13 protein-coding genes are annotated in these 15,461 nt (G+C 37.2%); 6 read left to right on the top strand and 7 right to left on the bottom strand.

Going from position 1 to position 15,461, the window contains the following annotated elements; genetic code table 11:
• Positions 1–351 precede the first annotated feature (351 nt).
• Entirely contained in the window at positions 352–480 is a 129-nt protein-coding gene (locus F7732_RS04845; protein WP_151572542.1) for a YuzL family protein, read from the top strand.
• A 38-nt stretch (positions 481–518) separates the two neighbouring features.
• Here the strand turns inward: F7732_RS04845 and F7732_RS04840 are convergent, their stop codons facing one another.
• Complete coding sequence (locus F7732_RS04840; protein ID WP_151572540.1) at positions 519–2,138, bottom strand: ABC-F family ATP-binding cassette domain-containing protein; 1,620 nt, start codon at positions 2,136–2,138, stop codon at positions 519–521.
• 245 nt (positions 2,139–2,383) lie between these two features.
• On the opposite strand from F7732_RS04840, the gene F7732_RS23205 reads away from it, so the two are divergent.
• The gene (locus F7732_RS23205; RefSeq protein ID WP_275670908.1) at positions 2,384–2,518 is read left to right on the top strand and encodes a hypothetical protein; all 135 of its coding nucleotides are present in this window, start codon (positions 2,384–2,386) and stop codon (positions 2,516–2,518) included.
• 156 nt (positions 2,519–2,674) lie between these two features.
• Here F7732_RS23205 and F7732_RS04835 read toward each other — a convergent pair whose 3' ends face one another.
• From F7732_RS04835 to F7732_RS04825, 3 genes are all read right to left on the bottom strand, one after another.
• Positions 2,675–3,274: an SCO family protein gene (locus tag F7732_RS04835; RefSeq protein ID WP_151572538.1), complete on the bottom strand. Its 600-nt coding sequence runs from the start codon at positions 3,272–3,274 to the stop codon at positions 2,675–2,677.
• A 222-nt stretch (positions 3,275–3,496) separates the two neighbouring features.
• A complete protein-coding gene (locus F7732_RS04830; RefSeq protein ID WP_151572536.1) occupies positions 3,497–4,981 on the bottom strand; it encodes an aldehyde dehydrogenase family protein in 1,485 nt (494 codons plus the stop codon).
• 437 nt (positions 4,982–5,418) lie between these two features.
• Positions 5,419–6,636: a NupC/NupG family nucleoside CNT transporter gene (locus F7732_RS04825; RefSeq protein ID WP_151572534.1), complete on the bottom strand. Its 1,218-nt coding sequence runs from the start codon at positions 6,634–6,636 to the stop codon at positions 5,419–5,421.
• A 369-nt stretch (positions 6,637–7,005) separates the two neighbouring features.
• Between F7732_RS04825 and F7732_RS04820 the strand changes: the two genes are divergently transcribed.
• From F7732_RS04820 to F7732_RS04810, 3 genes are all read left to right on the top strand, one after another.
• Entirely contained in the window at positions 7,006–8,196 is a 1,191-nt protein-coding gene (locus F7732_RS04820) for an MFS transporter (protein ID WP_476727082.1), read from the top strand.
• A gap of 190 nt (positions 8,197–8,386) precedes the next feature.
• Positions 8,387–8,608, top strand: coding sequence for a hypothetical protein (locus tag F7732_RS04815; protein WP_151572530.1), 222 nt, complete (start codon positions 8,387–8,389; stop codon positions 8,606–8,608).
• Positions 8,609–8,696: 88 nt separating this feature from the next.
• Complete coding sequence (locus tag F7732_RS04810) at positions 8,697–8,888, top strand: cold-inducible protein YdjO-related protein (protein ID WP_066445194.1); 192 nt, start codon at positions 8,697–8,699, stop codon at positions 8,886–8,888.
• A gap of 174 nt (positions 8,889–9,062) precedes the next feature.
• Here the strand turns inward: F7732_RS04810 and pepF are convergent, their stop codons facing one another.
• The 3 genes from pepF to yhfH form a co-directional block, all read right to left on the bottom strand.
• Positions 9,063–10,877, bottom strand: a complete 1,815-nt coding sequence (gene pepF / locus F7732_RS04805) for an oligoendopeptidase F (RefSeq protein WP_151572528.1) — start codon at positions 10,875–10,877, stop codon at positions 9,063–9,065.
• 389 nt (positions 10,878–11,266) lie between these two features.
• A protein-coding gene (locus F7732_RS04795) for an IS3 family transposase (RefSeq protein ID WP_151572524.1) occupies positions 11,267–12,627 on the bottom strand; the annotation gives its coding sequence in 2 pieces (ribosomal slippage) (positions 11,267–12,141 and positions 12,141–12,627; 1,362 coding nt in all).
• Positions 12,628–12,849: 222 nt separating this feature from the next.
• Positions 12,850–12,987, bottom strand: a complete 138-nt coding sequence (yhfH, locus tag F7732_RS04790; RefSeq protein ID WP_151572522.1) for a protein YhfH — start codon at positions 12,985–12,987, stop codon at positions 12,850–12,852.
• Between the two features lie 216 nt (positions 12,988–13,203).
• On the opposite strand from yhfH, the gene F7732_RS04785 reads away from it, so the two are divergent.
• Positions 13,204–15,357, top strand: a complete 2,154-nt coding sequence (locus F7732_RS04785) for a PAS domain-containing protein (protein ID WP_151572520.1) — start codon at positions 13,204–13,206, stop codon at positions 15,355–15,357.
• The last annotated feature ends 104 nt before the right edge of the window (positions 15,358–15,461 follow it).

The following is a 15,461-nucleotide window of genomic DNA, read 5'->3' as shown; positions in this document are numbered from 1 at the left end:
AGATTGTTGGTTGGATATCATTGGATTTCACCTGCAATATAATTATTACTTTCATTATAAAACAAAAAGCCAGCGAAACAATGTTTCACTGGCTTTAAAAAGGACTTTTTCAGTGCCCTCAACGGAGTGACGAGGAGGCTCAGCTTGCTCCCCGTGGAAAGCGAGGGTCCGCAGAGCAATGGAATGGTCTTGTTTTAATATCTTTAACAATAATCTGATTGTTCGTTTTTAAGATGGTTATTTTCGTATTGTCTCACCTTCTTTTTTATGTTTTTAGCAAGAAAACTGCATCTCTTTTCTTAGAATAAAAAAGAGCCATAGAAGTACTATAAGAATGGAGGTGTTAGAAAAATGGGAAAGCGAAAGAAGGATCCATCAAAGACCGGATTAAGTGCTTCTGAAGTAAAAGGGCAAGGCACCACACAATCAGAATCAGGCATTAGTTCATCATCAGCCCGTCATAAAACGAAAAAGCATTGATAAAAAAGGAGTCAGCCTATAGGCTGACTCCTTCGGTATTATTTATACATTCCGGCTACCTTTTTCTGCAAATCATGATCTTCAAGATATTCATCGTAAGTCATTTGCTTGTCGATGATTCCAGAAGGAGTTAATTCAATAATACGATTAGCAATGGTCTGAATAAATTGATGGTCATGCGAAGCAAAGATCATAGATCCCTTAAAATTAATTAACCCATTATTTAATGCAGTAATGGATTCTAAGTCAAGGTGGTTTGTCGGCTCATCAAGCAGCAGGACATTAGAGCCGCTAAGCATCATTTTTGAGAGCATACAACGAACTTTTTCTCCTCCGGAAAGAACATTTGCGTTTTTCAAAACTTCTTCCCCAGAAAAGAGCATTCTGCCTAAGAATCCGCGCAGGAAGCTTTCACTTTGATCGTTAGGTGAAAATTGACGCAGCCAATCAACAAGATTCACATCACTATTTTCAAAATACTTCGAGTTATCACCAGGAAAATAAGATTGTGATGTAGTAACTCCCCACTTGAAAGTACCTTCATCAGGCTCGATTTCTCCTGCAAGGATTTTAAAGAGGGTGGTTTTTGCTAATTCATTTGTGCCGACTAAGGCAATTTTATCGTCCTTATTCATAATAAAGCTAATGTTATCAAGTACTTTGACACCATCAATCGTTTTGCTGATTCCATCAACACGAAGAAGGTCGTTCCCAATTTCACGGTCAGGTGTGAAACCTACAAAAGGATAACGGCGGGATGATGGTCTAATATCATCTAATGTAATTTTATCTAACAGCTTCTTACGGGAAGTAGCTTGCTTAGATTTTGAAGCATTAGCACTGAAACGAGCAATAAAGTTCTGCAGTTCTTTTATTTTTTCTTCCTTCTTTTTGTTGGCATCAGAAGCCATTCTTTGTGCAAGCTGGCTAGATTCGTACCAGAAATCGTAGTTTCCTACATAAATCTGAATTTTACCGAAATCTAAATCGGCGATATGCGTACAAACCTTATTTAAGAAGTGACGGTCATGAGAGACAACGATAACAGTATTCTCAAAATTAATTAAGAATTCTTCAAGCCATTGTATCGCTTTAATATCCAAATGGTTTGTCGGCTCATCAAGAAGTAATACATCTGGTTTACCAAATAGAGCTTGAGCAAGAAGAACCTTTACCTTCTCAGAACCAGAAAGATCAGCCATTGTCTTTGTATGAAGTTCTTCTTCAATACCTAATCCTTTTAGCAAAATAGCCGCTTCAGACTCTGCTTCCCACCCATTAAGTTCAGCAAATTCACCTTCAAGTTCAGCTGCTTTCATACCATCCTCGTCTGTAAAGTCAGCTTTCATGTAAATTGCGTCCTTCTCTTGCATAACTTCATATAAGCGAGCATGACCCATAATGACGGTTTTTAAAACTTCGTGTTCTTCGTATTCAAAGTGGTTTTGCTTCAAAACTGCCAGACGCTCGCCCGGTCCCAATGAAACCTGGCCAGTTTGGGATTCAATCTCACCAGAAACAATTTTTAAAAAGGTAGATTTTCCCGCACCATTTGCTCCGATCAAACCGTAGCAGTTTCCAGGTGTAAATTTAATATTAACGTCTTCAAAAAGCTTACGATCTCCATAACGAAGACTGACATTGCTAACACTTAACATTTATTTAAATTCCTCCACATGTACATAATCTCTAGAATTATAACATTTACAGTGCAGATTATAAAGGAATTAACGAAAACGCAGAGAATAAGTTAATGCAGAACGTTTACAAGAACTGCTGCAGGGAAAATAGTAAAAAAGAAAATCATAAAAAAGAACAACTTTTTTAAAATTGTTCATAGTTTTTTCATATTTATCCTGTACAATGAATTTATAAACGGCAGGTAAGAAGGAGAGTATGTCAAATGGCCAAAAAGCAGCTGGTAGAATTAGTTAATCGATTAAAAAAGTCGGGAATTAAAGTTAGCTTTACAAAGCCAAGAACTCAAGCAATTTTGTCCTTACATGCAAGTAAAACATTGCCTACTGCCTCGAATTAAACATAGATCTTGTATGGTTGACAAAAGCTGGAGCTGGCTCCATTTAAGATTGGCGCCGAATGGCGTTTTTATTTAGCGGCGTCATGAGAAACTACATATAAATACAAAAAAGCGATTGCATAAGCAGCCGCTTTTTTGTTTTATAACGTTTCATATTTAGATTTCATTCATAATTTTCTTATAAACTTCTTCTTTGCTGAATTCTTCTCCCATTGGAAATTTCTTGATATAACGATTATTTTCGTCTAAGAGATAAACAAAGGTGCTATGTATGAAAAAACCATCTCCCGGATCTCGATATTGGAATTTAAAAGTGTTTGCCAGATCAAGAATTTCTTGCTGATCTTGCTTCATATCATCCTGATCGCCAGTAAGCATAATCCAGTTACCGTCATCTTCAATTTCAAAGGTATTCATATAATTTTTCATGATTTCAGGAGTGTCACGATAGGGGTCTATCGAAATGGTAAGAAACTGAACATTTTCCCCAAATACACCTTCTTTTTGTAAGTCACTTTTCAATAAATTCATTTTTTGCGTAGTCGTCGGACAAATATCAGGACAATGAGTATACATGAATTCCACTAGCTTTAATTTCTTTTCCGACTGAGCAAAATCATATGTTTCTCCATTCATGGTCACAAGGGTTGTACTTTCTGGAATTGTCGCCATATGATCACGAATGATAAAAAATGAAATCCCTGCAGTAATCCCCACAGCTACAATTAAACTGCAAATGATATAGATCTTTTTCATGATTTCCCCTCCCACTATTAAGATAATGAATAACGTAAAATATTCCTATGGACAATATGTGAACACGCTAATAAAGTGACAAATGTGTGAAATGTCACTATGCTTATTCGAATATTGATAGGTGGAAGGGGAGGGGGAAAATGTGAATGATACCAAAATCTATTTCCGTTCAATTTTGGCATATTTAAAACCGGGAAAGAATACTTCCCGGCTTTTTTAAAGTCAATTCATATTAATCCATACACTTTTGACTTCTGTGTAATTATCCAGTGAATAGGAGCCCATTTCACGCCCCATGCCGGATTGTTTATAGCCGCCAAATGGAGATGCAGCATCAAAAACGTTGTAGCAATTTACCCAGACTGTACCAGCACGCAAGCGATTTGCAATATAGTGACCGTTCTTAATATCCTGCGTCCAAACTCCAGCTGCAAGGCCATAATCACTTTTATTTGCGCGGGCAATTAGTTCATCTAAATCGTCGTATGGCATTGCTGAAATGACAGGTCCAAAAATCTCTTCTTTGGCAATAGTCATGTCATCATTGACGTTAGCGAAAATGGTAGGGGAGACAAAGTAACCTTGTTCCTGAGGTTTATTTCCGCCTACAAGCAATTCAGCACCTTCATTTACTCCTTTTTCGATATAGCCAAGAACACGTTTTTGCTGCTCGGTAGAAACAAGTGGTCCAATTTCCGTGTCACTGTGCAAGCCAGCTCCTTGTTTAATTGATTGAGCATGGCTGGCCATATCAGAAACGACGTTGTCATAATGTTTCTTCTGAATAAATACACGAGAACCAGCACAGCAAACTTGCCCCTGATTAAACATAACACCATTTAAAGCACCTGGAATAGCTTTCGTTAGATCTGCATCAGGCAGAATGATGTTAGGTGATTTGCCTCCAAGCTCTAACGTAACTCGTTTCAATGTTTTTGCAGCATTTTTCATAATCATTTTTCCTACTTCTGTTGAACCGGTAAAAGCAATTTTATCAACAAGAGGGTGATCCACAAGCGGCTGTCCGGCTGTTTCGCCAAATCCAGGAACAATATTTATTGCTCCTTCAGGGAAGCCTGCTTCATCAATTAATTCAGCCAAATAGAGAGCGGTCAATGGAGTCTGCTCTGCAGGCTTCAGAACAACTGAACATCCTGTTGCCAAGGCAGCCCCAAGCTTCCACATTGCCATTAGAAGAGGGAAGTTCCAAGGAATTATCTGACCGACAACCCCTACAGCTTCATGTCTAGTATAGTTAAAGTAAGAACCACTAACTGGAATGGTTTGGCCTGTAATCTTAGTAGACCAGCCTGCATAATAACGCATATGTTCAATGGCAAGCGGAATGTCTGCTGCAGAGGTTTCCCGAATCGGTTTCCCGTTATCAAGAGTTTCTAATTGGGCAAGTTCTTCACTGTTTTCTTCCATTAAATCAGCCAGTTTATACATAAGACGGCTTCTTTCTGCAGCTGCCAGTTTAGACCAGCCGCCTTCATCAAACGCTCGGCGGGCCGCCTGAACTGCCAGGTCTATATCTTCTGACGTTGCTTCATATACGTGTGCTAGAACTTCACCAGTTGCCGGGTTAAAAGTTTCAAAGGTTTTCTGCAATTTACTTTCTACAAATTGTCCATTGATATAAAGTTTCTTTTTCCCTGCTAGGAATCTCTCAACTTTTTCTTTTAGTGCTGCCGTTAATTGACTCATCTGCAATTCCTCCTTAGATCATTAATAAGATAGGTAAAACAATAAAAGGAAACGCTTACATAAATATGTTATCATTTCTATTAATAAATTTTCAATAAAGAATAGTATAAAAATTCTGATAAATTTTGACATAATCTACTATTTACAAATAGATTAAAAGAATGAGGGAGGGCTAATTAAAAATAATCAATTGAAAAGACGAATGATCTTAAAATGCAGTACGTTCCAATGCGCCTGATTCTCGTTTCCTATGGGCAGCAATCTTTCTTCTAGTTCTCTCCTGAATTCAGGTGCTCTGTTCCATTCCTGCCGATCTACATTTTCTAAGGAAAGCTCACAAAAGACCCGAACGATTAAACAGATAAAAAGGAGAAGATATCTGTTCATTGTTCGGGTCTATTAATGGTTAAGAAAAGTAAGACTTAGACTCTTATTTATTAAAATAGCATTCCAGCAATTGCAGCACTTAAGAGGGAAGCGAGTGCTCCAGCAATAACGGCTTTCAATCCAAGTTTAGCAATGTCATTTCTTCTATCAGGAGCCAGATTTCCAAGCCCGCCAAGCAGGATTGCCATTGAAGAAATATTAGCAAAGCCGCAAAGAGCAAAGCTGATAATTAGAGATGTCTTCTCAGATAAATTGCCGATCTCAGGTGCAAAAGAAGAATATGCAACAAATTCATTCAATATCAGCTTCTGACCAATATAGCCGCCAGCCTGAACGGCTTCAGCCCATGGAACACCGATGGCAAAAGCCAGTGGAGAAAATAAGTAGCCTAATAGCATTTCAATTGTTAGGTTTTCATATCCAAAAAGGCCGCCAACAAAACCGAATAAGCCATTAATTAATGCTACTAAAGCTATAAATGCCAATAACATAGCTCCGATATTCAAAGCAAGCTGTAAACCGACACTGGCTCCTTTAGCGGCTGCATCTACAACGTTTACTGAATCAGTATCTTTTTCAATTGTAATGTCATCCGTAGTTTCAGATTTTTCTGTTTCAGGAATCATAATTTTAGCCATAATTAAACCAGCAGGTGCTGCCATAAAGCTGGCTGCCAGTAAATATTCTAAAGGAACACCAAGCAGTGAATATCCGATTAAAACAGAACCTGCTACAGAAGCAAGTCCGCCGGTCATGACAGCAAAAAGCTCTGATTTTGTCATTTTATTAATAAACGGGCGAACGATTAAAGGAGCTTCGGTTTGTCCGACGAAAATATTAGCAGCAGCTGAGATGGATTCTGCTTTGCTTGTGCCAAGCAGCTTTGAAAGACCGCCTCCGATAAACTTAATAACCACCTGCATAATCCCTGTATAATAGAGGACAGAAATTAGCGATGAAAAGAAAATGACGACTGGAAGAACCTGAAAAGCAAAAACGGATCCTATATTAGTTCCTTCTTGAAAAAACCCGCCAAAAAGAAAGTTAATTCCTTCATTTGCATAGCCGACAACATCATTGACTGCATATGTTACTTTTTCAAGTGCAGCTTTGCCCAGATCCCATTTTAGTACAAGAAAAGCAAATATAAATTGAATGAGAAGACCGCCAATTATGGTACGTACATTGATGGCTTTACGGTTTTCCGACATTAAAAAGGCAATCATGAAAATCGTAAATATGCCAAATAATCCCCAAATAATATTCATTCTTTATCACCTCAATTGATAGATTCATAGTTGTATAGTTTAGTACAAGTTATCTGAAAACGCTTGCTTGGAGAACAGACGTCTGACATCCAACTTGTTCGTCTAATATTGTAACATGAATCCGTTTTCAGTAAAGAGTTATTTTTATTTTTTTAAAAGTTTTAGAATAGAAATAAGGAAAAGGGAGGATATGAATACTAGTTGAAGCCTTCCATTACACCATAACTATGGCCTTTTTCTAACTATTTCATGTGCAATCAGGAAAAAATGATTAAACCACTTCTTTGCATTTTAAATAGTGCTAAAATAGATTTTATGCTAAATTAGGGCAGCTAAATGGAGCATATATGAAATTTAAAGAAATGGTGATTGACTATGACATCAGTAAGAAAAACAATTATAACCATGCAGGGTTTTTACTTGCTCACTTTTTTTGCGGTTGGAAGCATGATGCCGTTATTAAGCGTTTATTTAAGTGAAGCAGAAAACTTAAATGGATATCAAATTGGCATCATTATGTCGATAAATCCAGTTGTGATGATTTTCTTTCAGCCGTTATGGGGGATGATTTCTGATAAGACAAACGCGCCAATTAAAATTTTGACTCTTACCACTTTTATCGCAGGGAGCTTTGCTTTAGGATATATAGCTTTTAGCGGATATACTGCGATTTTTTTGATTGCTGTTCTTGTGGCCATTTTTCAGAGTGCGATTATCCCAGTCTCAGATAGTATTTCTATTAGCTACACAAGCAAAGTCGGTTACAATTACGGCAATATTCGTTTGTTTGGATCTTTGGGATTCGGACTTGCTGTCTTTATCATGGGCAGACTTTCAGAATGGAATAACCAGGTTATATTTATTTCATTTTTTTCAGCACTGGTGCTTGCTTCACTTTTAGCGTGGAAGATGCCATCGGAAAAAAAGACACAGAAGCCTAATCTGCTGCTGGGCGTAAAAGAGATTCTAACCATGAAAAAGTTTCTGCTTTTTCTGATCGTTACGTTTTTAATTTTTGGCCCTAATCTAGCCAACAATACGTATTTCGGTCTTTTTATTGAGGGAAGCGGAGGGACCTATACGGGCATAGGGGTAGCCTTTTTAATTGCTGTTTTATCGGAAGCTCCCTTTATGAAAGCTGCTGGGGGACTGATTAAAAGACTTGGTTTGCTGAGAATCATGTTACTTGCATCTTGTGTTTCCTTAATCCGCTGGCTTCTCTATTTTACAGAACCAAGTTTATGGGTTGTATATGCAACAGCTGTTTTTCAAGGGATATCAATCGGTTTATTTATTCCAGCTGCACTCCAGTATTTAAGAGAAATTACACCTTTACACATAACGGCTACAGCAATTACGCTATATTCTGCGATTGGAAATGGGTTAGGCAATTGGTTTTGTACGTTTTTGGGAGGAATTATTTTTGAAGAGTACAGCATTTTTCATGTGTACTTGTTTTTTGCCATTTTAGCGTTATTGGGTGTTATTCTTACAATTGGTCTTATTCAGATGCAAAAATCGGAACAAAAGAAATACATTGTTACGTCAGGCCAAAGATAAAGTCCTCTGCTATGGAGGGCTTTTGTTATTCTATGGAAGAATATTTCTGAGGGTTTCGATCTTAGAGTCATACAGTTTGTTTTTATCACTTTCACTCTGATTTCTAAATCTGCAAAGCAAGTTTTTTCTTCGTTTCTGTATGTTATTCAAAATTATGTTTAACAATAAATGGAGAAGGGAGGATTCAATAATGCAGAATGAAAAAATTCCATTGCGAGAAATTTTTCATATTGAAACAGATGAATATATTCCTTTTGATGATTTTTCATCAGGATTAATGGGTGAGGAACAAAATAACGTTGCTCCGTATGACAGCGAAAACTCACAAGGATATATAGAGGATGTTGATATAGCAATATCAATAAATGCAAAACAGCTTGAACGAAACACCATAAACGATGCAGATGAGTAGTTAGACAACGAATATATATAGTAAAAAAAGGATTTTTATCATAAATTCCCCTCATTTGTCCATACTAACAATAAAAGGGGGCGTTATGGTGTTCTTCAACAGAAAAGGCCAAGATGACACACCGGAAATAGTAATGCTGGATACGGAAGTGTACTCGTGTTCAACTGATAGCTGCAACGGCTGGATGCGTAAGGATTTTGCTTCTGATGATTTAAAGTGTCCATTATGTGGAAATGAGACAACTGCGGAAATCAGGGAGCTGCCTGCAATTCAAAATTAAAAAGAAAAAGGTAAATGGTCTCACTGTTTTTAAAATTCCTACTAGGTGACAATTCTATTTATTAGATCATGTTACACTTGCACTTTATGTGGAGGAAAAAAAGAGTGCTGCTGATTTTTCCCTTCCAAAGTGAAAAACCCCCTCCGAATACGGAGAGGGTTTTTTGCGTCCTTCTTATTGGAAACTTTCCTCTAATTCTTTTATAAGTGTTCCAACATATTGCACAGCACTTTTAATTGGCTCAGGCTGAGACATATCAATTCCAGCCATTTGAAGAAGGTCTAATGGTTTTTTTGTTCCGCCTGCTTTTAATACATTTAACCAGCTTTCAACAGCTTCTGATCCGTCTTCGCGGATTTTAATGGCCATTGCGGTTGAAGCAGTTAACCCGGCAGAGTACGTATATGGATATAATCCCATGTAATAGTGAGGCTGTCGCATCCATGTTAAGGCTGCGTCATCATCAATTACTACGTCATCTCCCCAGAAGGAAGTCAGCACAGCTTTCTTCTCAGCACATAATTTTGCAGCTGTGAGAGGAATGCCTTTTTCCGCCAAGTCATAAACTTTACGCTGAAATGCTCCTTCTAACAGATGGGTTACGAAGTTGTGATAGTACGTTCCAAGCAGCTGGAGGATTACCCATCTTTTCATTTTAACGTCAGTGGTATTGGACATTAAATGCTGTGCGAGCAATAGTTCATTTAATGTGGATGGAGCTTCTACAAAATAAGTGGAAGGTCTAGTACTCATGACGCGCTGTTCTTTATTTGCCAAATAAAAGTGTCCGGCATGACCAAGTTCATGAGCAAGGACAAATGCTCCGCGCATGGTATCAGTCCAAGTCATCAGGATATATGGATGTGCTCCGTATGGACTTGAGCAGAAGGCTCCTGTTGATTTTCCGATATTATCAGATAAATCAACCCATCTCTCTGTTAATCCTTTTTTCATAATCTCACTATATTCTGAACCCATCACCTGTAAAGAGTCAATTATTGTTTCACATGCTTCTTCATAGCTTGTATTTGGGTTGAAATCCGGATCAAGTGGAGCTTTTAAATCTGCAAAATGCATTTCCTCAAGGCCAAGAATCCTTTTCTTAAGGCTTGCGAATTTCCTCATATGCGGAGCAAGCTCCGTCTGAATAATGTCAAGCTGGTTATGATACATCTCTTCCGTAACATCCTGAGAATCTAGCAGCATTTGTGTAACAGACTCGTACCCCCGCAATGTAGATAGAGCAACCTGCTTTTTCACTTCAGCTGAATAGGCAGCTGCAAAGGTATTTTTATAGTGATGAAGGGTGGATGAAAAAGCTTTAAAAGCATTTCTTCTTACATCTGCTTTTGGTGAAAATTCATATTTATCTTCATAAAGGGCAAACGAATTGGGAAGCACATTCCCATCACCATCAGTGAAATTATCAAATGGCATGTCAGCTAGCTTTGCAGAATTGTAGATTCTGTAAGGAGCACCATGAACTTCGCCAAGAGATGCTAATGCTTCTTCGGTTTCTGGTGATAAACGGTGCTTTTTCGATTGCAGCAAGTCAGTAAGAAAACGAGCAAAAGGTGAAAACCGCAGATCGTTTTTAACAAGTTCTTCAACTTTTCCTTCAGGGTATTGAAGAATTTCTGATTCTATGAATGAAAGATTTGCACTTACTTTTGCCTGCAATGAAGCGATAACCGAAGAATTGGCTTGGTTTTCTGAATTTGTGCCATCGCCTGATTGTTTAAGTGAAGCATATGTAGAAGCTTGTATAAATGAGATCATCAGATTTTCATATGCAAGCAGACATTCTAATAAAGTCTCGCTGCTTTCATGTAACTTACCTTTATAGGAAGTTACTTCCGGTAAAGTATTCTCAATGGCTGATACAGCTTGATGCCAGCTTTCATCAGAGGGAAATAAAGCGGTTAAATCCCATGTTAGCTTTTCAGGCACTTCTGAACGATGAAGTCTTTTAGAAATAGTTTGTTCCATTATAATCCTCCTATTTGCCTTTTTATTTCGATACTCTAACTATTATACATGATAGATTGTCTTTTTTATAGATTTTTCTAAATAATCAAATTAAAAATGAGGATGGCACAAAACGAAAATACTATTTCTAAAACACGAATATCCATATTCATGGTTTACGAGTTTACATAAGCCCGTTCCACCTGCGCTGCGGACCCTCGCTTTCCGTGGGGAGGAAGCTGAGCATCCTCGGAGCAAAAGCTCCTGCGGGGTCTCACCTTTTCCTCTATTGCCCACAGGAGTCGAGTGTCCTCCGCTCCATTTCACTCATGTTAATAAAATATATTTTATAATCATAAAAAATCCGAATGATTAGAAAGTGAACTGACCCAATAAAGTTAGACATAAAATTATGCTACTTTCAAGACCTGAGTCCGGTATTCAACTGGACTTAGGTCTCTTAATTTTACCTTCATACGTTTGTGATTGTAGTAATGAATATATTCATCTAATTCACGCTCAAAATGCTCCATACTTTCAAACTCTTGTAAGTAGAGTAGCTCAGACTTTAATAAGCCAAAGAAATTTTCGATCACTGCATTATCTAAACAATTACCTTTACGAGACATACTTTGTCGTATCCCATGTTCTCTTAATTTTCTCTGGTACTGACTCGTCCGATAATGCCACCCTTGATCTGAATGGAGAATGACTTCATCACCAGTTTTTATCCTTTTTATTGCGTCTTCAAGCATCTCTCCGATAAGAGAATACACAGGACGATTCATGACTTTATAGGCAATAATTTCTCCATTACATAAATCCAAGACGGGGGATAAATAACGTTTCTCCCCAAATAGATGAAATTCTGTCACATCTGTTACCCATTTTTTATTCATCTTGACTGCGCTAAAATCGCGATTCAATAGATTCGGCGCTGTTTCCCCAGCTAGTCCGCGGTAAGAACGGTACTTTTTCATCCTTACCTCACATTTTAACCCCATCTCATTCATCAATCGATGAATGGTCTTGGGATCATGATGAATATTCTTTTTCTTCTTCAATTCTTTGGCGATACGACGGTACCCATAACGCCCTTTATGCGCATGATAAATAGCTGTAATCGCCTCTTTTACCTTGGTGTACTTATCTTCGCGATGTAATCGTTTTTCCCAATAATAATACGTACTGCGTGGAATGTCTGCGACTTTAACTAACTCCACTACATCAAATCTATGCTTTAATTCAAAAATTACTTGCGCTTTGATTTTGTTTGTAATTTTTCCTGTTCCTGAACTAAAGCGTTTAACTTTTTTAGGTAGGCATTTTCCATGCGTAAACGTTCATTTTCAGCACGAAGACTTTCGATTGAGCCTTCCACTGGCTGTGATTCCTTGTTGTTTGAGTTTGATTTCTTTTTCATGGATAGCTGCCCCTTTTTCTTTGTTTTTAGGGCTTCCATTCCTCCAGTTTCAAAAGCTCTTCTCCAGCTTCGAATCATGCCAGATGAAACGTTGAAAACACCAGCAGCGTCACCAGAAGAGGCACCCAGTTCGATCATATAATTAAGTACCTTCAGTTTAAACTCCCTAGGATAAATTGTATAGGGCTTCATAAAGGCTTCCACCCCTTGTTGTTCATAAAGTTTGACCCATTCATGGATAACAGATGGACTAACTTTTTGTTCATCCCCAATCTGTTTATAGCTTTCCTGTCCCTCTAAATACCTTAATACAATTTTTATCTTCTCTTCCATTTTAAATTTAGCCATAAAAACACCCCGTAAATGTTAGTTTGGTGTCTAACATTTACGGGGCAATTCAAAGATGACTTCCTAACCATTCGGTTCTATGAGAGTGTTAAATACTTATGTCCCAGCCTCCTAAATATGATTGTTAACAGCTTTAATACTCAAATTAGCTTAAAAAAATGGTAAAAACACAATCAACTGCTTTAATCAATATTCAGGAGAGTATTAAAATAAGGACAAGCTTTATTTATTAATATGTTTATTCGTGCATTCCTGGCATTCTATTAAATAGGATTCAGCTTGTTCCGAAAAAGGTTGGCCGCATTCTGGGCATTGTTTCTTAGGCAGGTTCCGAAAGAATTCAACTGGACTTTGCATCATAACAAACACTCCTTTTTATAGTACAGAATTTTGATTTATTATCTGTTATGATACAGTATACTGTACATTTTCTTTCTTGTGTAGGTTTTTTTCTTATTTTTTTGAAAATTAATATTTGCCGCTTATTTTGTCATTTGGAAAATCCTCTTCCATCTAGAATGTGTTTCCATTACAATCAATATTGAAAGCTTAGAAAAAGGAGTCTGACTTATTTTAATGAATGACATTATTTCCTTCAGCCCTATTTTAATATTAGTAGCTATTGGTCTTACCTTTATGGCAACCTATACAGCTCTTGACTTGTTCAGTTTAATACATTCTAAAGAAAACAATAGAAAGTTTATGTTTATGGGTGGAACATTTTCATTAGGCATAGGTATCTGGCTGATGAACTTTATTGGAATGCTTGCACTTAATATTGAAGGATCAGGCAATTATCATATCATTTTCATCATTTTATCCATGCTGTTTGGCATTTGTTTTACCGGTTTGGCTTTTTTGAATATCATTGATAAAGAGATGTCATATCGAAGAATCCTTGTTGGCGGATTTTTCTTAACTTTGGCTGTATTAGCCATTCATGTAACAGGCATGTTTGCTATTGGTAAGTTAATTACGTTTCATCCGATTCTTTTAATGATTTCCGTATTGTTGATTTTTTTATCATTTTCATTTTCACTTTGGCTTTTGTTTTTCAAAAAGCATGTTTCAAAAAGGTATCGCAGCTGGTTAAAGCCAGTTAGTGCACTGATTATGACTTGCGCAAATATTGAAGGCTATCTGCTGCTGATCAGGGCTTCTTCCATTCAGTCAGCATTTCAGCCTTTAAAAAATATTGAACCTGGCTCTTATGTCATCTATTTGCTTACATTTGTTGGGTTTGTCATTCTTGGCGGTATGGTAGGGTCTAGCTCTGTCACGAATAAAAAACTCTCTGCCAGCGATCATCTTCTTACTGATATACAATCTGCATTAGACAAATCATCGATTGTCGCTATTACAGATCCCAAAGGTGTCATCACATATGTAAATGACAAGTTTGTTGAGATTTCTAAATATTCAAGAGAAGAATTGATTGGGAAGACGCATAGTATTCTTAATTCTAATTATCATCCATCATCTTTTTTTGAAGATCTTTGGACTACCATTTCTTCAGGCGGAACATGGAGAGGGGAAATCCAAAACAGAGCAAAAGATGGAAGTCTTTATTGGGTTGAAACAACAATCGTTCCCTTTTTAAATGCAAATGGGAAACCATACCAATATGTAGCAATCCGCACTGATATTACACCGTTAAAAACTGCAGAAATTAATTTGAAAGAAAGTTTAAAGGAAGTAAGTGATATCACTTTTGCCTTAAATCAGTCGTCGATTGTCGCTTTAACGGATGCAAAAGGGAAGATTCTTTCTGTAAATGATAAGCTATGTGAAATATCAAAGTACTCAAGAGAGGTACTGATTGGACAGGATCATTCTATATTGAATTCTGGCTATCATTCTTCTTCATTTTTCAAGGATCTTTGGAAGACCATCGGAAACGGAAAGGTATGGAAAGGGGAGATTCGAAATCGGGCGAAGGATGGCTCGTTTTATTGGGTAGATACAACGATCGTCCCCTTTCTAAATGAATCCGGAAAACCATATCAATATTTAGCAATCAGAAATGATATTACAGAAAGAAAACAGTCAGAGGAATTATTGCATAGACAGGATAAACTGGCTGCTGTTGGCCAGCTTGCTGCGGGAGTTGCACATGAAATCCGCAATCCTCTTACATCCATGAAGGGTTATGCTGAGTTTCTTCAATTAGATGAACAAAATGATGAACGCAGAGAGTTTATTGACATTATCTTAGATGAAATTGACCGTGTAGATACGATAGTAGAGGATTTTATGGTGCTGGCAAAGCCAAAGGCTATTCAACTAGAAGAAAAAAACATTATTCATATCATTGAAAATGTCATTTCTTTATTAGAATTCGAAGCTAGGAAGCGGAATGTGAACATCCATTTTGAACCTGAGGAACCTATCATCCAAATTGAATGTGATGAAAATCGCCTCAAGCAAGTATTTTTAAATTTTATTAAAAATGGAATTGAAGCGATGCCTGGCGGAGGGACGATTAAGATAAAGATTGAAAATTTAGCTGATAAAATGACCATTTCAATTCAAGATACTGGTGTTGGGATTCCGCAGGATAAATTGATGAAAATTGGAGATCCATTTTATACAACTAAGAAAAATGGAAATGGATTGGGCTTAATGGTTAGTTTTAAAATAATAGAAAGCCATAATGGCAAGGTGTATATTGAAAGTGAACTTAACAAAGGAACCACCTTCAATATTGTATTTCCATTAAAAACAGCATAACGAATTTGATTGAATTTTCAAACTCTTCGTCATCTCGCTGTTATGTTCCTGTTATAACTGTAACTGTATTATAAAACAGCTGTTCTTTTTTTGAACGATTTTCA

The organism is Bacillus mesophilum (assembly GCF_008923265.1).
Lineage (GTDB): Bacteria > Bacillota > Bacilli > Bacillales > Cytobacillaceae > Cytobacillus > Cytobacillus mesophilum.
The sequence above is the reverse complement of the archived record's forward strand: the minus strand, read 5'-3'. Positions and strand labels throughout refer to the sequence as shown.